Here is a 21,934-nt window from a genome sequence, read left to right on the forward strand (position 1 = left end):
ACTCTACCCCAAACTCGTCCGACCGCAACCCCCTAGTCCATCCACGTCCAGCCGCGTTCCCCCAGGTCCACGCCCTGCACATGGGAAGAATCCCTATGCGTCGATGGATTGGCGGACCTCGCGCTTCCTGCCGGGTCCGTGCGCGTAGCGGTGCGTCCGGGTCAGTTCCCCGACGTACGAGCACCCACCGAGCACCCCTGATCACCACCCACACCGCCGCTCGCGGCGCGCGACCTCGCACAACAGGCCCCGGTGAGGCGTGTTCCTCTCGCAAGGACATGCCTATCGATGGCTCCACGCCTGTTTTCCACTGCCGCCCGAATCACGGCCTTCACCCGTGTCGCACCAATCAAACCTCACGCTGCTGAGATCACCTCACTCAAATCTCTATCGCAACAATTTGGCCGGCGGTGATTTCCTTGCGAAGTCGGACAGCCTCAAATTTGCCTCCAATTCTTATCCCCGAAGGCCAGAATGGATCGAAGAGCAAGATTCGATCATCGGCGAAACGAAGCTCAACGGCTCTGAACCGATTTTCAGAACCGCTGGAGTCGACGTCAAAGTGCAGAACGATGCCCAAACATCGCAATGGGGTTATTTCAGAGAGATAGTTAAGCGATAGATCTGCGAATACTGGTTCGAGCGATGGCTCGGCGCCCAGAGCTGGGGGGGTCACCAGAGTATGGCTATCCGCTAGTTGAATCTGGCCCGACTTCTCATCGATGTTCATGGCCAGGAACCCGCGGGTAGACTCAACGAAAACGCTCCTTGGAAAGAGCTTCACCTGTCTCGGCGATGTGTCGAGATCCACGAATGCTGGGACAAAAACGGCCTCCATCATCGAATGCCGCTTGACCATCTCAGCAACCCAGCCAAGACCAGTACCCTCGCACTCGTTCACCAGAACTCCCTTCTATCCAGGCGGCCCAGGCAGCATCACGATTGCCTTATCTAGACCTTCCCCTGTTCTGAGGAGAGTCCAGAATTGGTTTTCGGCTGTAGTGACAAGCGTTAGACCCTGTCCGCGATATATCTTCGCGGCGGGCTGACCCTGCTTCAGTGTACCCCAGCCCGCGAATGCGAGATCACCACTCTCCACCATCATCGACAAATCGTCTAGAAACATGGGCCCACCTTTCGCAAGCGTCGTATATCTATTTCCAGTTACCCCCTGCAACAACGTCTTGTGATTGAGGAAATGCGACTTGAAGTTTCGACCGGGCGTGACGCGTGCGCCACCCCCGGTAGCAGCCGAGAAAACCGCTGCCAGGGCTACGGCTTGGGTGTCCTCGCAGTCATCCATGCACTGGCCGGCGATGCCGGCGATCGCCCCAGCGGCGAGCAGGCAGGCTGGGCCGGTTTCGGCGCAGAGAACTGCGCCGACGGTGGCCACGACGGTGGAGACAACTGTCTGGTCCAGCGCCTCCCAGTAGTCCTTGAAGCTAGGGGTCCCGAACAGGGCATGCTTGATACGGACCATGATGGCGTTGTAGGCATACGAGCCGGGGATGTTCCAGGTGTCCGGGTTCTGGTCGATCACCATCCGGATGTAGTTGTCAAGTTGCCGCGCCCTCTCCGGTGGAATGGTCGGCAGGTTGGCCGAGGGGTTGTTGCCGGACCCCGTGCCACCGGTGGCTTGCCCGGCGCTCGTGTTCTGCCCGCCGCCCTGGTGCTCCTCGCAGTGGCGCTGGGCATTGCCGGTGTAGTTGTAGCATTCGTCTTGGGCCGGGGTGCCGCCTCCCTCGCCTGCACCGTCGCAGGTGTCGACGCACTGTTTCAGTCCGCTCGGGTCGCTGAAGGTGATCGGCGAGCCGCTGGTGTAGCCGTAGCCGGTCCAGGACTGCGGGTTCTGCTGGTCGAAGACCGGGTCGACGGAGACGAACCGGCCGATGGCCGGGTCGTACTCCCGGGCGCCAAGGTGGGTTAGCCCGGTATTGTCCTTCGTGCCGCCGACGAAGCCCTTGTCGTTGGCCCAGGTCGGGCTGCCCCCGCGCGGGTTGCCGTAGGGATTCTGGCGGCGGACGGTGGCTGTCTGTGCGGCGGTGGCGCTGACGGAGACGTTCGGGGTGCCCTGGTGATCGGCGGCTAGCCAAGTTAGTCCTGCGCTGGTGCGGGAGGCGACCGTGGACCCGCCGTAGGCGTAGTAGCGGGTGCAGGTGGTGGTTCCGGTGCTGGTGGCGTATCGCAGTTCCTGGCCGGGCAGGTAGAGGGTCTTGCCGGTCGGGTCGCGGCGTACGAGTCGGTTGCCGTCCGCGTCGTAGATGTTGGTGGTGGTGCCTGTCGAGTCGGTGCTGGTTTCGAGGTGCCCCTCGGGATCCCAGGTGAGCACCTGAGAGCCGGTGCCACTCGGGCAGGTATTCGCGGCCGTCCCGGTGGGCCGACAGGTTGTGTTGCCCGACTCGTCGTACCGGTAGTTCTGCGTTATCGAGCCAGTCGTGGTAGTCGACAACGCATGGGGCCGCGATGCTTGGGCAGCGGGGTATTCGTAGGTTGTGGTGGTGTTGCCGGATGTAGTGTGCGCTATCTGGGTTTCGCGGTTGCCCACGAGGTCGAATGACCAGGAGTGCCAGTACGGTGCCGGGCCGCCAAGGGAGGTAGCCACCGGATCGGCGTCGCAATCGCTGTTGGTCGGGGTCCAGGCGTGCCTGAGACGGCGAAGGTGGTCGTATCTGAAGCACTGGGTGTCGTCGACCGGGTCCGGTGCGGCGTCCATCGCCTTGGTGATGTTGCCAGCCTTGTCGTACGTGTAGCGGATGTCGGACAGCGTGTTCGGGGCGACCGTGTCCCGATCAACCCGGACTCCGGTCAACCGTCCTGTCTCGAGTTCATGGGTGAAAGCTTGCAACACCCGCCCGCCAGCAGTGTTGTCGGTGTCGAGTGTGAGTTGGTTGAGCTCGCCAAGAGCGTTGTACGTAGTGCCCACCACATAGGACAAGGTTGCCGCGCCGTACAGCGAGGTCATCGTGGTCGGCTGACCCAGCGTGTCGTAGGTGTAGGACAGGGTCTCGGCTGGCAAGTCACCCCCGGTGGACGGCAGACCGGTCGAAGCGACGCTGCCGTCGACGTTATAGGTGTTGGAGAAAGTGTAGGTGCCGGCCAGGTTACTCTCCGCGGGCGGGATCACCACCTGGATCCCATTTGGCTGATACTGGTCGTTGTAGCTGATAATCTTGGTCTGGTAGGCGGCGGTGCCGACGAACCGGGTCGACTGAGACAGGCGCCCCTTGGCGAGGGTGTCGTAGTCCCACTTTGCCCGCATTGTGCCACCGACTGCGTTGTCGTACACCGCCCGTTTACGGCCCAGTGCGTCGTAGAGGTAAGCCAGCTTCTTGGAGCGGGCGTCGGTGGATGAGGTGAGACGGTCCCCCGCGTCATAGGTGAGGGTAGTGACACCGGTGTCGGGATCGGTCTGCTTAGTGCGACGGCTCTGCAGGTCGTACTCGTAGAGCCACTGGTTATTCATGGCATCGGTGACGCTGGCGAGTTGGCCCTTGCGGGTGTAGGCGTAGGACGTGGTGTCCCAGGAGCCGACCGCATCTGGCGTCGGGCTCGCGCCGTGGTATTGGCGCACCGAGACGGTCCGGCCGAGCGCGTCGGTGAGTTTGGAGGTGGCGGTGCCACCTGCGGGTGGGGTCACGTCGGCGCGGTCACCGGCGTAGTAGACGGACGTCCGCCAGCGTTCCGCGTCGTAGGGTTGGAAGACCGACGCGGTTGGGCGTCCCGCGCCGTCGAAGATCGTTCGACTCTGATTCGGTACGAATGCCCGATCGGTGGCGGTGTCCAGCGTCGTGCCGGCCGTCCCGGTTGCGTGGTAGCTGCCGAACGCCTTCACCTCTCGACCGGCAGTGTCGTAGAAGGTGTCCGTGAGCAGCCGGCCGCCGGAAGGTGATGGCGTCTGGGTCTGCCGTGGGCGGAGCAGGCCGTCGTACAGGGCGTACATCGTGTTGTAGGCACCGGCCGGGTTCAGCCGGGAGGTCGATACCACAGTGGCGGCGTTGTTGCGGATCAGATAGTTGAAGGTGGCGGTGGCCGTCTGGGTCGCCTTATCCCGGCCGGGGAGCCACACTGCGGTCAGCCGGCCCAGGCCGTCGTAGGCGAGGTCGGTCCGCTTGTTGTTGGGGTCGATGATCGCGGCGTTGTTGCCCCATGCCGGGTTCACCGTCGTCGAGGCCACGTGCAGCAATGGGTTGGTGACAGTGGTTGCGGTCACCGGGCCTCCGGTGGTGGGGGTGTACTCCGTGGTGGTCTTTGCGTTCAACGCATCCCAGGCCGCAGTCACTCGCCCGTTCTCGTCGAAGGTGCCCCGCGAAACCGTTGCGAAAGTCGGCGCGCCCGCGTTCCAGGCAACCATTTTCTCGGTCTTCGTTGCAAGACCGCGGGTGGGTGCGGCGCCGAAGGTCTGTTCGTCGAAGCTTGTCCGTTCCTCGGAGATGACGTCTGCGTCTGCGAGGGCCGTGGTGGGCGTGGTGGCCGAGCACTGAACTGCGTACGTCTGTGTGCGTTGCACCTTGTCCACGAGCCATTTTGTGGTGTTTCGGGGTTCGTAGTCGATCTTCTTGCACTGCTCGTCGCCAGCGACTCCGTCATGGCCGAAGTCGTCGATCTTCGTGGGCATGCCGAGGGAGTCGAAGCTGGTCGTGGTCTTGGTGGCGCGCTCACCACGTCCGTTGTCCAGGGCGGTGTATTTGCGGGTCGTGGTGGTTCGAGCGAAGCGCGCTGTCACTGTGTCACCGTTGATGGTGCGGGTGGCGGTCGCGGCAGAGCCCCATGGATCGTTGGTCTCGCGGGAGACTACCGCCCCATTCGGACCGTTGAGCGTCTTGGCTTCGCGGGTCATGCCGGCGTACCAGTCTGCGTCGGTGAACCCGTCGATGGTGACTGTCTTGGTGCCACCCGAGGGGGCCGCCCTGTCTCCGTCCATGCCTCGGAAGTAGCGGGTTTCGGTGTAGGTCTGCTCTCCCGGGTCGCCGGTGGTCACTCCGACCCGGCCGTAGCCACGGAAGCTCGACCAGGTCTTGTACTTCTTCTCGATTAGGCCGTCGTCGTCGCTGTAGTGCCAGGCCGCGCCGTCGAGGTAGGAGTACTTGTACACCGTGCGAGGGCTGCCCTGCGGTGGCGTCCCCCCGGTGTTGTCCTGCTCGTAGACGGTGGTCACCACATACTTGTGGAACCAGTCGGTCACCGGGTTGGCGTAGCCCTCTGGAGTCCAGACCGACGGGTAGCAGCGCTTGGTGTTGGTTTCTGCCGTCGGAGTATGGCCGGCCACGCAGTCCGGGCCCGAGTAGGTGACGTTGATGGTGCCGCCGGTCTCGTTCTGGATCTTGGCGATTCGCCACCAGTTCATCGCCGCCGCGAAGTCGATCGTGTCCACCCGGTTGGCCAGTTGCACCCCGGTGAACTCGATATCCGGGACAGTGGTGGTCGTGCCGACTAGGCCGGCGTGGGAGATCTTGGACAGCCACAGGCCGGCGCGGGTGCCGTCACCGGGGTCCGGGAACGTGTGGGTCAGTGTCCAGCGCTCCACGTCGGAGTAGACCCCGCCGGAGCGAATCTGGGTGGTCACCGACGCCAGCCGCTTCTTGGTCCAGAAGGTGGGCGAGTACACGGTGCCGCAGTTGGAGCCGGTGCACTGCTGGTCCCAAGGAGTGTCGGGCCAGTGCGCGGCGTCATGGGTGGTGCAGTCGGACAGACAGCGGTCGGCAACCCCGAAGACCACCTGCGCGGGTGCCGGGGTGCTCAGCACCGAGTCAATCTCGTCGTTACGCCGGGTGCCATAGGAGATGTGGTCGAGATAGCCGGCCCGGTCGTACGAAGCGGTGTCGTCGGCGTCGAGGTTACGGCCGTACTTGTTGGTCTCCTTGACGTACCAGTACGAGGCGGAGTTACCGTGGACGTCCACCACATAGTCGAGGTTCCACCGCCAGGCCTGTGTGCAGTCGGAGTCGATGAACGCGTCGGCGTGGCACGGCTCATTCGGTTCGTTGCCGAACACCGGGGCAGTGAGGGTGGAGTTTGTCACCGGTTTGTCGGAGACCCAGCCGGGCAACTGGTTTAGCCCGAACCAGTACTGGGTGCCATCGGTGGTGGTGACCACCCAGTGCTCGCCGTTGTTGTCGCCATTACTCGCGCCGGTCTTGTGCGCGATTCGCGAACCGTCGTCCGACCGCAGGTGCCAACGGTCCTCGGTCTCGTTGTAGATCAGCTCGCCGGAGTGTCCACCGAGGGAGAGCGTGGCGTTGCTGGTCTCCCAGCACAGGTCACTGGTCTTCTTGCTGTTATTGGCCGAACCTTCCATGTCCTGGCCGCAGCCGACGTATCGCCGCTCGATGAACCCGCCGGGGTTAGCCTCGAAGCCCTCGCCTGCCCAGGAGGGCTGGTTGTTGCTGGCCGCTTGCCGGCCGTCCACGGATTGCGAGGAGTACGAAAGCGCCAGGGTCGGTGCCGGCCCGCCGAGCGACGGCGGTACCCGCATGGGGTACGACCAGGTGAACGCCCCGGAGTTCCCGCCAGCGCTCCAAGTCGACGACGGCTGGAGCGAGGTGGCCTTGTAGTCACCCGCGGCGCTGGAGTCGCCGGCCGTCAACGCCACCAAGACGCTGGTCCCGGACACCGGCACCGCCGCCGACACGTCGTGCGTCCTCAGGTTGTTAGTTGACTGCAGTGGGGTGCCTGCACATGCCTGTGCCTCCGCCTGTTCGGGGGCGCAGGCCGTCATCCACACCATACGCAGCCGCGACGCCCAGTCGCCGCCGTAGGCAGACGCGAATGCCCCGTAGTTCACCGTCAGCTGTAGGCTGCCCGCGCTTGCAGCACCGTCGGCTCGGCCTACCCTGAGCAGGAGCCCACGGACCCCCGCCTTCTCGGTGGCTGCCCGGCTTAGCAACTCCACCCGGACCCGGGTTGGGGTCGTGGCAGGAGCGAGTGTTCGGCCGGTCGCGGACACCGCGGGCGAGGACGCCGAGGCGACCCGAACTGGCAGTGCTCCTGCCGTGACAGGCGTGAAGGTCCTCCCGGCGATGTCGACCTCTGCGGTCCCCGCTGCGGGCCACACCGGTGCGGGCTGACGGCCCGCGTCGGGCATCACCGCTCGTGGTCCCGGTGTGCTGGGTACCACAGGAGCCACTGGAACGGTCGGCACCTTCTGCGGTGCCGGTGGCTGATAGCGCGTCGCGCCCGCAGCCGGCGTCGGTGCACCAATGAGCGTCGCGGCCATCAGCGCTGCGATTGCGGCTGCTATGACCATGCGGGTTCTACCGAGTCCACGGAATCGGCGGAGTGGGCGAGTCGAGTCCATCGTATGCTCCCCGAGGCTATCCCTGATCGTCATGAGTGTGGATCTTGGGTACCCACGGCCCCAGATAGGTTGCGGTCCGAGCCTGGTTCGGCTCGCCGACTGCTGATGTGCATTTCCTGGCAGTCCGGTGGCGGCCGCCCCGACGGCGCTGAGGAAACGGCCCGTCATGGGGTGGGTGGGCTCAGCCGCAGACCGAGGCCGGGGCGGAGGACCGGCTGGCGGTAGGTGTATTGGATGGCGGTGGTGCCGTCGCTGTTCTCGATGCCGATGGTGGCGGCGCCGCCGCGTTCGAGGAAGGTGCCGTCGTTGTCGGTGTAGGTGAGGCTGTAGCCGCCGGTTTCGTCGAGGATGGCTTGGAAGGTGATTCGGGTGAGGGGGTCTTCGTAGGAGTGGACGTTGCGCCATTCGATGACGAACTGTCGGCTTCCTGTGCTGCCGCGGACGGTGGTGCGGATGCTGGCGTTGCTGTCGACGACCCAGTCGTGCCAGAAGGGGTAGAGGGCGGCGTTGGGTTCTTCGGGGCTGTCCGGTGAGGGGATCGGCCAGGCGTCGGGTGAGGGTTCGCCGGGGTCGATGAAGCTGATCACGCCGTTGATGTCGACCCAGCCGGTGTTGTAGGTCTGGCCGTAGAGGTTCACGGGGAAGGGCAGGGTGACGGGGGTGTAGGCGTCGTCTCCGGTGAGTGGCAGCACTGTGGTGTTGGCGGGGATGTATGGCACGGCTTGTTCGGCGAGCGTGTAGCCACCGCCTGTGGGAGTGGCCGCCAGGGTGAAGTCGGCGAGCGCCTGGGTGCTGGTGCCGACCGCGACCTGTCTCACGTCGGAGCCTTTGCAGGTGCCGCTGGTCGGGGTGCTGATCGCCGCCCAGGTTCCGGCGGGTACGGCGTCGACCTGGTAGGTGCCGTCCGTTGCGGTTGTGGCGGTCTTGCCGGCCACCGCGATGGTCGCTGCGGCGATGGGGGTGCCCTGGCAGGTGACGGTCCCGGCGACGCTGCCCTGTCCTGGCGGGTTGGGCTTGAAGGTCACGCCTTGGCCGCTGGCCAGCCAGTTTTCTCGGTGCAGGTATTGGAAGCCGATGGACCCGTCGGCGTTCTCGATTCCGACGGTGGACTCGCCGCCTCGCTCGATCGGTTTGGTGGGGTCGATGCCGTTGTAGGCGAGGGTGATGTCGCCGCCTTCGGTGAAGATGACTTCGAAGGTGGTTCGGGTGGTGGTGTCGCCGTGGGCGTGGACGTTGCGCCATTCCACGATCCACTGCCGGTTGGGGGCGGTGCCGCTGATCTTGGTGGCGATCGCTGCCTGGGAGTCGACGACCCAGTCGTCCCAGTGGACGTAGACGGCGGCGTTCGGGGAGCCTTCGGCGGCTGGCGAGGGGATGGTGCCCGGTGCGGAGCCGATCCAGCCGAAGTACGCCGGGTCTTTGAAGCTGACCAGGCCGTTGGCGCTGATCCAGGCCGAGGTGTATGACTCGCCGTAGAGCTTGACCGGGAACGGTGGGTTCTTCTGCCATACGGTGTCGTCGCCGCTCCAGCCTTCGGTGACGTCGCCGGGGACGAATGTCTGTGTGCCGGTGGTGCACTTGTAGCCGAACTCGTCGCCGTCGACCATGACCGACAGGTCGACGTCGGAGGTGCCGCCGGGGTGGTTGATGGTTTCCTTGGCGTACTGGCCGGCGCAGCGGTTGTCACCGGTCGAGGCGGCGACCACGTATTCGCCCACTGGCACGGCGGTGAACTGGTAGCTGCCGTCCGCGCCGGTGTTGGTGCTGCGGTTGCCGGGGTTCATGGTGATCGTGGCTCCGGCGACCGGTTGGCCGGTCACGGCGGTGGTGAGCAGGCCAGTGACGGTGCCGGAGGGAGCGGGGGTGTAGGTGATCGAGGTGTTGCCGGTCAGCGCCGCTTCCTGGAAGGAGTAGAGCGCAGCCACGGTGCCGGAGGCGTTCTCCAGGCCGACGGTCGCGCCTGCGCCCTGCTGGGTCGGGGTCGACATGGCACCATAGTGGAAGGCGATCCGTCCGTCCTCGTGGAAGATGACCTCGAAGGTCAGCCGCTCCGTCTTGGTGGGGCGGAATCCGACGTTGCGCCACTCCACCACGTAGGACCGGTTCGGGGTGGCACCGAAGGTCTGCGTGCGCACGCTCGCGGAGATGTCGACTTCGAAGTCGTCCCAGAACGGGGCCACCACCGCGTTGGGGGCGGTCGCCGTCGGCATGGTCGGGTTGGCCCAGGTCTCCGGCAGGCCGGAGGCCGCGCCGAAGCTGACCAGGCCGTTGGTGTGCACCAGGCCGGTGGTGTACGACTGGCCGTGGAACTGCACCGGGAAGGGCAACGTCACCGATGTCGCCGCGTCGTCGCCGGTCAGGGCGAGCACGGTTGACGCCGCCTGGAAGCCGGAGGCGCCGGTAGCGCATGCGTACCCCATGCCGCCGTAGTCGGGGCCGAGTTGGAGGTTACGGACGGTGTCGGTCGAGAGTTCCACCTGGTTGCGGGCCGTGACGCCACACCGGCCGGCGAGCTTGGCCGATACGGTGTAGCTGTCGGCGACCAGACCGGTGAAGCTGTACGCCCCGCCCGCGCCCGTGGTGGCGGTCAGGCCGCTCGGGTCGAGCGAAACCGTGGCGCCCACGACCGGGTTGCCCGCAGTGTCGGTCAGCGCTCCGGAGAGGTTGTGCGTCTCCAGCCCGCCAGCGACGTCCGGGCGGACGAAGGTGATCGACCGGGCGTTCGCCAGGGCCGGCTCATTCGCGGAGTACGTCAGGCCGTCCTCGCCGGCGTCCGCCTCGATGCCGACGATCGCGTTGGCACCCTTCTCGGCGGCGTTGTCGAGTTGGTCGTAGTTGGTGGTCACCGTGCCGTCCGGGGCGAGGATCGCCTCGAACGACAGGCGCTGGGTGGTGTCGCCCTTGCGATGCACGTTGCGCCACTCGACGATGAACCGCTGTGCGGTGCCGGTGCCGGTGGTCGCCGTCCGCACGCTGGCGGAGCCATCGACCACCAGGTCGTCCCAGAACGGGGCGACCACGGTGTTCGGTTCCGCCGGGGCGGGCAGCTGACCACCACCGCTGTACGGGTGTGAGCCGCCGGGGTCGGTGAACGAGAGCAGACCGTTGGTGTCGACCCAGGCGCTGCGGTACGCCCCGCCGTAGAACGGGAAGGCGAAGGGCAGTTGCACCGTGGCGACGGCGTCGTCGCCGGTCAGCGCCAGAACGCTGTTGGCGGCGGTGAAGGCGGTGGTCTGTTCGGTACAGGTGCTACCGAGGTCGTCGCTGATCGCGGCGAGGAAGATGTCGAGCGTCAGCCCTTGGCCGTCGATCTCGATGGGCTGGTTGAACGCCAGCCCACACCGGCCGCCGAAAGTAACGGTGACCGCATAGAGACCGGGCGTGAACCCTGTCAGGGTGTAGCTGCCATCGGCGCCGGAGGTAGCTTGGTGTCCACCGGGCTGGAGTTGGACGACGGCTCCGGCCTGAGGCAGGAAGTTCGGGTCCCACACAGTGCCGGACAGGCTCGCCGCGGACGTCACGGTGAACTCACTCTGGTTCATGTCGCTGATCCGGTTTCCGTCGTCGACCGCGACGGCGTAGACCAGTCGTGCACCGGTAGTGGCGCCGACGTTGATCGTGACGGTTGCCGTGCCGCCCGCCGTGGTGGCGTTCACCGTGCTGCCCAGGCCGGTGCCGTCGATGCTGTACTTGAACTTCGTGACGTTCGTGTCGCCGCCGGCGTCGAACGTGACGGCGAGGTTCCCGCCGGGGGTGACGTCGCCGCCGTTCGGGAAGGTGATCTTCGGCTGCAGGGGCACCGCCAGCTTCGCCAGGTTGGTAGGCGTCTCGATGAAGTGGTAGAACCTTGCGTCGTCGATCGATCCGGTGAAGAAGCTGTCGGCGCCGCCGTTCCACATGCGTTTGCCGATGGCCACCTCGGTGGTGGCGTTGAAGCCGCCGGAGAGAGTCGCGGTGGCGGTCTGGGCCACCCCGTTGACGTAGAGCGTCAGCTTCTTGGTCGATGCGTCGTACACGCCGGCGAGGTGTGTCCACTTGCCCGCCGTGGGCGCCACGTCGGAGGAGACGCTGTACAGACCGGCGTTGTCGGTGTCGGCGGCGGCCATCGCGAACCGCCAGCGTTGGTTGCTACCCGCGTAGCCGAGGTGATAGGCGGACATGCGGGATCCGCTGGCACTCATCACTGTCTGGACCCCGGTGCCCGAGATCGAATTGATCTTCACCCAGGCCGTGACAGTGAAGCTTGAGTCCGTCCGCGCGGGCGTGGAGACCCCGGTGTCCGGGTGGGGATAGGTGACGGCGCCGGTCTTGGTCACCGCGGTGGTGCCCGGCAGCGACAGGGCCGTGCCGACGCTGGAGCGACCCGCGACCCGGGTGGCGGGCGTGCCGAGGGTCAGGGTGTTGCCGTGACCCGAGACATCGGTGCCGGTGGTGCCGGTTTCCTCGAAGGTCCACTCCGCGGCCGGGCCAGAGCCGGCACGGACGCTGAAGGTATACGTCACCGGGGATGAGAACCGGGTGGCGTGGTCCTTCGACCACACGTAGAGCGTGTTGATTCCGTCGTGCAGTGGCGCAAGCGTGATCGACGCCCCGTAGTCCGTGCTCCGCGCCGGCACGGTCTTGGCCGCTGTCAGCACTCCGGAGTCCAGGCTGTACGCGTACTCCTTCACCTCGTGCGGGCGGGTGGCCGGGGCGGCGACGCTGAAGGTGCCGCTGAGGCCGACACCACCGCGCGGCACTCCATCATTGGTGTAGTTGGTCGACGAGACGCTCGCGGGCGCAGGCGGCGCTGTCGCGTCGACGGTGAACTCACACGTGCCCGACCAGGGTCCGTAGTGCGAACCGTCCCAGGTTCGGGCCTGCCACACGTAACTCGCGCCATCGGTCAGCTTGCCCGCAGGTATCGCTTTCGACACGGTGGACGGGTTCCCCGCGGCCTGCGAGACCTTGTTCGTCTCGTTCCGCGTACCGCCGACCGGCCACCAGTAGAAGTAGGTGGTCAACGACTGTTGCGAGCTGTCCGGGTCGGAGTGCTTGGCGGCCAGGACCGGTGTGGGGGTCAGCACGTACGGCCGGGAAGCGCCGGTGGCGCAGGCCTTGCCGTCGGACTTGCGGTCGCCCGGCGCGTTCGGATCGCTGTTGAAGGTGATCGCCAGCTTCGGTGAGGCGTGGTTGAACCGCTTCCACTGGTCCTTGGTGCCCTCGTCGACCGCCCGCAGCCCCACGGTCAGGTTCGGCCACTTGCTCGCCGCCGCCTTCGCCACCATCGAGGTCACGTTGAACTCGATCGTCCCGGTCCCGAGACAACCGTGCGCGGAGCCGTACTTGCGGTTACCCACGCTCTGCGCCGTGTAGGTGCTGTGCCAGGTGGGCTGGTTGTTCCACGTCGTGCCCGACGAGATCGACCCGGTCATCCACAACTTCGCGTTCGACTTCGGGCTACACGTCCACGACCACCGCTGCTCCACCCGGAACTGCGCGCTCAAGATGTGCTTGCCCGCCACCGCAGAGGTGTTCATCCGGAACAACGACCGGATGATGTGATCGGCGCAACCCGAGCAGTCCTCGGTGCGTCCCGCACCCGCCGAACCGATGATCTTCCCGTTGTACAGCGCCGTGGAGTTCTGCCAGAAGGAACTCGACTTGTGCTTGCTCCACACCGAGGTCCACGCGTTGCTCGCGATCCCACCGGTCCACGACGGGTCGATGTAGATCGGCAACCTCGTCCGCTGGTCGCTCAACATGGCCTTGTCCGGAACCACCGTCACCGATTCGCCATCGACCCTTACCGGCATCACCGCCCTTCGGGCGGCCCCCGGCACCTCATCCCGGCCTACCGGCCCACCCACTCTGGCACCGGCGGTACCAGCCTCGGCCGCTGTCGGCTTGCGCGACGGGCTGACGGCAGGCTGCCCCTTGTCCTTCTCCGGCGCTCCGCCGGCAGGTTCCCCGGTTTCGGACGAGTCCCACATCAGGGGTGCCGGCGCGGCGAAGACGATGCCACCCTTGCTATCCCGCGCGGCGAGCCCGCCACCGGAGGACGGGCCGACCGTGACGCCCTTCGTCTCGATGCCGAACGTCAGCGTCGTTAGTTTCGGGTTCGCGGCAGCGGCGCGGGTCTTGACGACCAACACCTGCGAGAAGCCGAGAGGCTGAGCGGTGACCTGAAGATCCACATCCGGAAGCACGTTCCGGTAGGTCGCCGTCGAACCGCTAAGCACCGGAGCCGGCAGCTTCCCGGGCCAGGACACGCCCAGCTCGCGACTATCGTCACGCAACCGCACGAACGGACCCCTGCCCTTGCCGGAGAAGACCATCGGCAGGACCGTGGCCCGCGGCACAACCCCCTGGGAGGTCAACTTCAGCGTCGTGTCGACGGGCACCCACGACCCGCCCTTACGCACCCGGGTCGGCTCGATCGCCTGCTCCAACGTCTGCGATCCATCGACGTTCAGGAACGTCTGCGACCACTCCGTCCGAGCCGAGATGTCCTCCACCCGCCGACCGCAGACCACCAACATGCGTCGGGCCGCGGCCGCGTCCGGCTGCTCATCGACGCAGGAACCCTTCGGTGGTGTGACAGCCGCAGCAGCGGCGATGGCGGGGACCGAAAGCCCTGCGACGGTCGTGGCCAAGACCACCACGGCCGCACACCAGCGCCGCGGGGAGAGAGACCGTCTCTGTGACGCACGCGCATGCAAGACCAAACCAGCCACCGCTGACCCCCGTGCCCACGACCGACAGTGGACACGACCCTAGAGATAAAGGATGCTCTATGTAAAGACTCAACTACCGAAGGTGACCACAAGTCGGGCATTGCACTGTCAAATCCAGGAGCCCATCACGCAACGTCGATCAGGTTCTCCAGACAACCGAGCTGGTTTGCAGCGGCCCCCGCGCCGATACCGAGAAGATCGACCAGCCCAACTCAGACACCAACGGCGCAGCCCTGGAAGCAGACAGTCCTGCTTCCAGCCATCGCACGTCCATATCCCACATCCTGATGACGTACGCCGGTGACGAGGGGAGCGCGACGATGAGCGAACCAGGGGTGATCTTCAAACGGTGCGGATGCCGAGACAATCACCGACGGCGACTTGAACAGTCCTGTCCCCGCCTGGTGGAGCGTGGGCATGGCAGCTGGTACTTCCACTGCTCCGCGACGAATCTGCTCGGGCGCCGCGAGCGCGTCCGTCGTGGTGGCTACCGGTCGCAGGCCGCCGCTCGTCGGGCCCGCGACCAGTGGCTGGCAGGCACTGCTGCTGGCCGCACCGCCGCCGGCTGGACCGTCGAGCGGTGGCTGCGGCACTGGCTCGACACCCGCACGAAGATCCGACCCACCACCCGATTCCACTACACCCGCGACGTCGACACCGCCCTCATCCCCCGTCTCGGCCGCTATCAGCTGGCCGACCTCGACGCACCACTCCTACGGACGGCCTTCGCGCAGATCGCCGCCACGACCAACAGCAAGGGCCGACCACAGTCGGCCTCGGCGATGCAGCACCTGCGCACCACGCTGCGCGCCGCACTCAACCTCGCCGTCCGCGAAGGGCTGATCGACTGCAACCCGGCCCGGCACATCGAGGTCAGCGGCTACCAGCAACCCCACGCGAAAGTATGGACCGACGCCCGTGTCGAACAGTGGGAACGCACCGGTGACCGGCCGGCGGTGGCGGTCTGGACCGCCGAGCAACTCGCCGAGTTCCTCGGCGACGTGACCGACGACTCGCTGTTCGCGTTCTGGTGGCTCACGGCCCTGCGCGGCCTGCGCCGCGGCGAGATGTGCGGACTGCGGTGGACCGACGTCAACCTCGACCAGGGCGTCCTCACCATCGAACGCAACCGCACCACCGCCGGTTACACCATCGTCGAAGGCGACCCCAAGACCCCCGCCGGCCGCCGAGCAATCGCCCTCGACAAACGCACCGTCCAGGTCCTGCGCGCACACCGTCGCCACCAACTCGACCAGAAGACCGCAGCCGCCGAGAACGGCAAGGCATGGACCGACACCGCGTACGTGTTCACCCGCGCCGACGGCCTGCCGATCAACCCGAACTACGCCACCACCCGATTCCGCAAACTCGTCCAACGCGCCGGACTGCCCCCGGTACGGCTGCACGACCTGCGCCACGGCGCCGCGTCCCTCGCCCACCAAGCCGGCGCCGACCTGAAGACCCTGCAAGATCTGCTCGGCCACTCCAGCATCGTGATCACCGCCGACACCTACACCAGCGTCCTGCCCGACGTACAGCGTCGCTGCGCCGACGCCACCGCCCACCTCGTCCTCGCCGCAGCCCGCCGCACCCGGAAAAAGATCAAGAACAAGGCTCGAAAGAACCGACCCACCCACCGACCGAAAACAGGTGCTCCGATCCCCAGCGCCCCGGGAACGGCGTCGAAGCCGCAGGCCAGAACCGCAAAGCGCGAGAAGAAATCACCTTCAGGTGTAGCACCCACATCGCACCCACGTGACACCCACCATCCACACAGGGCGGACAGCAAGAGGGGCCTGACCGCCGTTTCGGCAGTTCAGACCCCTCATGATCTTGTGCGCCCGAAGGGACTCGAACCCCTAACCTTCTGATCCGTAGACCGAAGCCGGGAGAACGGAATTCTACAAATACCACTCTACCCCAAACTCGTCCGACCGCAACCCCTCCAATCCATCCGCGTCCAGCCGCGTTTCCCCAGGTCCAGGCCCTGCATACGGGCAGCATCTCTATGCGTCGATGGATTGGCGGACGTCGCGATTCCTGTCGGGTCCGTGTCCGTAGCGCTACGTCCGGGTCAGTTCCCCGACGTACGAGCACCCACCGAGCGACCACGATCACCACCCACACCGCCGCTCGCGGTACGCGGCCTCGCACAACCGGACCCGGCCATGCTCCTGACGTCACCATCAACTCGCCGAACATTCGGCACCCCGAGGGTCCCGGACCGCCACTGAGCTCCGGTCACGTTTCACCTCATTTCATTCCTACTCGACAGATGACGAGCATTTCAGATCGAAGCCGCCCTTCACCACCTGCGGTTTCGCCACGATGAACCCCATCAACGTCAAGGGAGAGACCATGAACGGTGAGGGTGTCATCAGCAAGCGATGCGGATGCCTGAACATCACAACAGGCCGACGCCGGGGAGACTCCTGTCCACGGTTGCCAGAGCGAACGCATGGCAGCTGGTACTTCCACTGCTCCATCCGGAACCTGCTCGGACACGCCGAACGGATACGCCGCGGCGGCTACCCGTCACAAGTAGCAGCCCGCACAGCACGAGACGAGTTGCTGGCGTTGTCGCGTGAGGAGCAGGCCGGCCGGTCCTGGACCGTCACCCGCTGGTTGCGGTACTGGCTGTCGACCAGGACCCGGATCCGGCCGACGACACGGATGCACTACACCCACGACGTCGAGCGGTTCCTCATCCCGCACATCGGCCAGCTGATCCTCGGTGATCTGAGCGCACGGCAGCTGACCGCCGCGTTCGGTCAGATCGCGGCCACCCGCAACCGTTCCGGGCAACTGCAGAGCCCCTGCACCCTGCAGCACGTCCACACGACGCTGCGGGCGGCGCTGACCGGCGCGGTCCGCGAGGGCCTGCTCACCACCAACCCGGCCCGTCACGTGGAACTGCCCGCGCGTCCGCGTCCGCAGGCCCAGGTGTGGACCGAGGCCCGCGTCGCCGAGTGGAAGGCCACCGGGCAGCGGCCCACCATCGCGGTCTGGACACCCACACAACTGGCCGCGTTCCTGGACTACGTCCGCGATGACGGCCTGTTCGCCCTGTGGTGGCTGATCGCCCTGCGGGGTCTGCGCCGTGGTGAGGCCGCCGGCCTGCGCTGGGGCGAGGTCGATCTGCACGCGGGCCAGGTGTCGGTGGTGCGGCAGCGCACCACCGCCGGCTACGACGTACACGAGGGGCCACCGAAATCGGCGTCAAGCCGCCGGAGTGTGGCCTTGGACCAGCACACGATGCGGGTGTTGCGTCAGCACCGCGAGCGGCAAACCCAGCAGCGCGACCTGCGGGCCGCGATCGGGAAGGTGTGGCACGACAGTGGTTACGTGTTCACCGGCCCCGACGGGCTGCCGATCCACCCGGGGTATCTCACCCAGCGGATGCGGCTGCTGGTTGACCGGGCAGGGCTGCCGCCGATCCGGCTGCACGACCTGCGGCACGGCGCCGCGACCCTGGCTCGGGAAGCCGGCGCCGACCTCAAAGCGGTGCAGGACCAACTCGGGCACGCCAGCATCCACCTGACCGCCGACACCTACACCAGCGTCCTACCCGAATCTCAGCGGGAAGCCGCCGAAGCCACCGCACGCCTGGTCCTCGACGCCGGCAAGTCCGGCGCCGAGATCCGGCGCCAGCTCACCCACAACCCAACGACAGTGCAAGGGCGCCCGGCCGAGGCGCAACCGGTGACGGCACCCGCCTGCCGCCCCCGGTGGAAGCCATCCTCGGCAACGAGAGGCGCCCGGCTCCGTTCCTCGGCACGCCGGCGGAGCGGCCGGGCACACGAGCCCCGCTGACAGCCCTCGTGTGTGGCCCGGGGCTGCGCGCCGACGGGCGGACAACGTTCGTCGCGTGCCACCCGGGGCCGCACGAGCGCGATCACGTTCCGAGGCTGGTTGATTGCCTACTGTAGATTGCACTGTCGTGCTTTTTCTGGCAGCGAGTCCGGAGCCCGTCGGGCAGCCCACGTTCTGGGAGAACGTCGTCTGCATCCTGTTCTGGTCGGCGGCGCTCTTCTTGTACGTCTGCTACTACTTCGGCTTCAGGATCGAGGCCAAGTGTCTCGTCATCACCAAGACCACCAGGAAGCCGTGCGCGAAGGACGGCAAGATCCTCGTCGGCTGCCAGCGACACAAGCGACAGAAGTTGGTGGCATGGGTTCGCCACATGGGTGCGGCGAAGTGGATCGATCCGTGGCTGTACCGGTTGCACATGGTCCCGCCGTCGTTCGCTCCCCTGCCGCGATCCACCCGGCGCAGGCAACCGCGCGAAGTGTCGCCTCGCCGGTGGCGACCGAAACACCCGGCAGGCGCATGACGATCGAGGCCCGGATCGCGTTATGGGCGTTGGCCTTCGCCATTCTTCAAGCCATCACCGCCCTCGTTGCCCTTCTTGTCGACGTCGCGGCTGGTGCGTAGAGGCCAGCTCGACCCCGAGATCGGCACTCTCTTGATCTTGTCTCCGATGGGACTCGAACCTTTAACCCTGCTGATCCGTAGCCGCCCAGGAGGCGAGTAGGCGCAGCCGTTCCGCGGACGGCGACCCGGGTTCGGCCGTATAGACGAGCAGTACCAGGCCGGGTTCGGCGGTGATCGCGAGTTCCTCGTAGGCGAGCGTGAGTTCACCCACGATCGGGTGGTGGAACCGCTTGGTGCCGGCGCCGTGGGTGCGTACGTTGTGGTCGGCCCAGAGCCGGCGGAAGTCCTCGCTGCGGGTGGACAGCTCTCCGACGAGATCCTGCAGAGCGCGGTCGTGCGGGTCGCGGCCCGCCTCGGTACGCATGACCCCGACGCACATCTCGGCGAAGCGGTCCCAGTCGGGGTAGAACTCGCGCGAGGCCGGGTCGAGGAACTGGAACCGGGCCAGGTTCGGCAGGCGGCCCCCGTCGCCGATCACCGGTGAGTAGAAGGCGCGGCCGAGCGTGTTGGTGGCGAGCAGGTTCTGCTGCGGGTCCCGGACGAACGCGACGCCGTCGGTGATCGCCTCCATCGCCCACCGCAGGCTCAGGCGTGCGGCGGCCCTGCCGGCGGCGCCAGCGGTGGCGGTGCGGCGGCGGGGCCGCCCGGAGGTCGGGATGCCGTCGGCGGCGCGGGCGAGGTCGAACAGGTGCGCGCGTTCGGTGTCGTCGAGGTGCAGTGCGCGGACCAGTGCCTCCAGGACGCTGGACGACGCGCCGGCGATCTGGCCGCGTTCGAGCCGGGCGTAGTACTCGACGCTGAGCCCGGCGAGAGCGGCCACCTCACTGCGCCGCAGACCGGGGACGCGCCGGCTGCCCGTCAGCGGCAGCCCGACCTGCTCGGGCGTCAGCCGGGCCCGGCGCGTGGTCAGGAAGTCGCGCACCTCCGAACGGTTGTCCATGCGTCCAGCGTAGGTCGCACGCCGCTGGCGAAGGGTTCCCTGTCAGTACACCCATTCACAGGGACTTCTCCCCGCTCGGGCGGGCACGTTGACTGAATGCATAGGCCTCGCGAGGCCGCCGGAACCGAAGCGAACGGAGCACACCAGCATGCGCCAGGTCGTCATGTACAAGCCCGGGGACGTACGGGTCGAACAGCGCCCGGACCCGACAATCGTCGAGCCGACCGACGCGGTCATCCGCCTGGCCGCGACCTGCATCTGCGGCAGCGACCTGTGGCCGTACCGGGGTGCCGAGCCGGTCGACCACCAGGTGATGGGTCACGAGTACGTCGGCGTCGTCGAGGAGGTCGGGTCCGAGGTTCGCACCGTGAAGGTCGGCGACTTCGTCGTGGGCTCCTTCTGGGCGTCTGACAACACCTGTGAGATCTGTCGGGCCGGCTACCAGGCGTACTGCCCGCATCGCGTGCTGATGGGCACCATCGGCACCCAGTCCGAGCTGGCCCGCGTCCCCCTCGCCGACGGGACGCTCGTGGCGGCCCCCGGGCAGCCCGGCCCCGACCTCATCCCGTCGCTGATGGCGGCCTCCGACGTGCTCGGCACCGGCTGGTTCGCGGCTGTCGCCGCCGAGGCGGGACCGGGCAAGACCGTGGCGGTCGTCGGCGACGGCGCGGTCGGCCTGCTCGGCGTCCTGGCCGCCCGGCAGCTCGGCGCGGAGCGCATCATCGCGTTCAGCCGCCACGCCGACCGGCAGGCCCTCGCGCGGGAGTTCGGGGCCACCGACATCGTCACCGAACGCGGCGACGCCGGCGTCGAGGCCGTCAAGGAGCTGACCGGTGGCCTGGGCGCGCACAGCGTCATCGAGGCCGTCGGCACCCAGGAGGCCATGATGCAGGCCATCCACTCCACCCGCCCCGGCGGCCACGTCGGCTTCGTCGGCGTGTCCCACGACGTCACCATCCCCGGCGACGAGCTGTTCATGGCCGGCGTGCACATCCACGGCGGCCCCGCCCCGGTCCGCCGTTTCCTGCCCGAACTGATCCAACTGATCTGGGACGGCACCATCAACCCGGGCAAGGTCTTCGACCTCACCCTCCCGCTCGACCGAGCCGCTGAGGGTTACGAGGCAATGGACCAGCGCACCGCCACGAAGGTTCTGCTCACCCTCTGACCCGCCTCCGGACCCGACACTGGGAGATGCCATGCCAGCCACACGAGCGGCCGCCCGCGCAGCGCTGTCGGCGGTCCTCGGCCTGACCCTTGCCGGCTGCGGCGGCAACGGTCAGCCCGGCGACACCGGCCGCGAAACGTCCGCGACCTCGCCCAGCAGCACCGGCCTGGCCGCAACACCACCGAGCGGCACAGCCGCGCCCCGGGGAGAACAGATGAAGATCCAGATCGCCATCAACGACCAGCGCTTCCAAGCCACGATCTTCGACGGCACCGCCGGCCGTGACCTGCTCACCCAGCTGCCGCTGACCATCAACATGATCGACCACGGCGCAGTGGAGAAAACCGGCCCGCTGCCTACACCGCTGTCCCTGAACGGCCAGCCGGACGGCGCGGACCCCGACGTCGGTGATGTCGGCTACTACGCACCCGGCAACGACCTCGTCCTCTACTACGGCGATCAGTCGTACTTCCCCGGCATCGTGATCATCGGCCGCCTGGACGGCGAGGCCGCCAGCCGCATCGCCGACCTCGACGGCGCCGTCACCGCGACCGTCGAGCCCTTCGCGGCCTGACCTCCACCTCCGAGCGCGCTACCGGGAGACACGATGAACCCCACCTACGACTTCACCGGCCAGGTAGCCCTGGTCACCGGCGCCAGCTCCGGCATGGGGCTGGCCACCGCGCAGGCGTTCGCCCATGCCGGAGCCGCGGTCGTCATGGCCGACGTCAACGACGCGGCCCTGCAGGCCGCCGCCGCCGAACTGCGGGCGGGCGGGCACGAGGCCCTCGGCGTCCGGTGCGACGTGTCCGACGAGGCGCAGGTCGCCGCCCTGATCGACCAGACCGTCGCGTCGTACGGCCGGCTCGACATGGCCTTCAACAACGCCGGCATCCAGGCCCCGCCGTCCGACGCCGCCGACGAACCCGCCGACACCTTCGACCGCGTCAACGCCGTCAACCTGCGCGGCGTCTGGGCCTGCATGAAGCACGAACTGGGGCAGATGCGCGAGCAGGGCAGCGGCGCCATCGTCAACTGCTCCTCCCTCGGCGGGCTCGTCGGCCTGCCCGGGCGGGCCGCGTACCACGCGTCCAAGCACGGGGTGCTCGGGCTCACCAGCAGCGCGGCCCTGGAGTACGCGCCGCGCGGGATCCGGATCAACGCCATCTGCCCCGGCACGTTCGAAACGCCCATGGTGACCGCCATGATCGCCAGCGGTGAACTCGACACCGCCGCAGCGCTGGCCAACCAGCCCATCGGCCGATTCGGCCGAGCCGATGAGATCGCCTCCACCGTGCTCTGGCTGTGCAGCCCCGGCGCCAGCTTCGTCGTCGGCGTCGCGCTGCCCGTCGACGGCGGATACACAGCGCAGTAGACCTCAC

10 protein-coding genes are annotated in these 21,934 nt (G+C 67.2%); 6 read left to right on the forward strand and 4 right to left on the reverse strand.

Annotation, left to right across the window (positions count from 1 at the left end; genetic code table 11):
- Nucleotides 1-379 precede the first annotated feature (379 nt).
- The 3 genes from AB0K25_RS00350 to AB0K25_RS00360 all read right to left on the reverse strand — a co-directional run bounded on the left by AB0K25_RS00350 (nt 380) and on the right by AB0K25_RS00360 (nt 13,791).
- Nucleotides 380-901 carry a hypothetical protein gene (locus AB0K25_RS00350; protein WP_363817329.1) on the reverse strand — a complete coding sequence of 174 codons (522 nt, stop codon included), beginning with the start codon at nt 899-901 and terminating at the stop codon, nt 380-382.
- A gap of 12 nt (nt 902-913) precedes the next feature.
- A complete protein-coding gene (locus tag AB0K25_RS00355) occupies nt 914-6,781 on the reverse strand; it encodes an RHS repeat-associated core domain-containing protein (RefSeq protein ID WP_363817332.1) in 5,868 nt (1,955 codons plus the stop codon).
- Between the two features lie 677 nt (nt 6,782-7,458).
- The gene (locus tag AB0K25_RS00360; RefSeq protein ID WP_363817335.1) at nt 7,459-13,791 is read right to left on the reverse strand and encodes a carboxypeptidase regulatory-like domain-containing protein; all 6,333 of its coding nucleotides are present in this window, start codon (nt 13,789-13,791) and stop codon (nt 7,459-7,461) included.
- A gap of 620 nt (nt 13,792-14,411) precedes the next feature.
- On the opposite strand from AB0K25_RS00360, the gene AB0K25_RS00365 reads away from it, so the two are divergent.
- From AB0K25_RS00365 to AB0K25_RS00375, 3 genes are all read left to right on the forward strand, one after another.
- Nucleotides 14,412-15,881 (forward strand): tyrosine-type recombinase/integrase, encoded by a 1,470-nt coding sequence (locus AB0K25_RS00365; protein WP_363818226.1) that lies wholly within the window; start codon nt 14,412-14,414, stop codon nt 15,879-15,881.
- Between the two features lie 571 nt (nt 15,882-16,452).
- Nucleotides 16,453-17,823, forward strand: coding sequence for a tyrosine-type recombinase/integrase (locus AB0K25_RS00370; RefSeq protein WP_363817338.1), 1,371 nt, complete (start codon nt 16,453-16,455; stop codon nt 17,821-17,823).
- A 127-nt stretch (nt 17,824-17,950) separates the two neighbouring features.
- Nucleotides 17,951-18,343 carry a hypothetical protein gene (locus tag AB0K25_RS00375; RefSeq protein ID WP_363817341.1) on the forward strand — a complete coding sequence of 131 codons (393 nt, stop codon included), beginning with the start codon at nt 17,951-17,953 and terminating at the stop codon, nt 18,341-18,343.
- A 162-nt stretch (nt 18,344-18,505) separates the two neighbouring features.
- On the opposite strand, the gene AB0K25_RS00380 is transcribed toward AB0K25_RS00375, so the two are convergent.
- Nucleotides 18,506-19,384, reverse strand: coding sequence for a helix-turn-helix transcriptional regulator (locus AB0K25_RS00380; RefSeq protein WP_328341254.1), 879 nt, complete (start codon nt 19,382-19,384; stop codon nt 18,506-18,508).
- A gap of 148 nt (nt 19,385-19,532) precedes the next feature.
- On the opposite strand from AB0K25_RS00380, the gene AB0K25_RS00385 reads away from it, so the two are divergent.
- From AB0K25_RS00385 to AB0K25_RS00395, 3 genes are read left to right on the forward strand one after another with little or no spacing between them, the layout of a single operon-like run.
- Complete coding sequence (locus tag AB0K25_RS00385) at nt 19,533-20,552, forward strand: zinc-dependent alcohol dehydrogenase family protein (RefSeq protein WP_363817344.1); 1,020 nt, start codon at nt 19,533-19,535, stop codon at nt 20,550-20,552.
- A gap of 31 nt (nt 20,553-20,583) precedes the next feature.
- On the forward strand, nt 20,584-21,126 hold the full coding sequence (locus AB0K25_RS00390) for a cyclophilin-like fold protein (protein WP_363817347.1): 543 nt from the start codon (nt 20,584-20,586) through the stop codon (nt 21,124-21,126).
- 33 nt (nt 21,127-21,159) lie between these two features.
- Nucleotides 21,160-21,927, forward strand: coding sequence for a glucose 1-dehydrogenase (locus AB0K25_RS00395; protein WP_363817350.1), 768 nt, complete (start codon nt 21,160-21,162; stop codon nt 21,925-21,927).
- Nucleotides 21,928-21,934: the final 7 nt, after the last annotated feature.

This window comes from Micromonospora sp. NPDC049257 (genome assembly GCF_040678915.1).
Lineage (GTDB): Bacteria > Actinomycetota > Actinomycetes > Mycobacteriales > Micromonosporaceae > Micromonospora > Micromonospora antibiotica.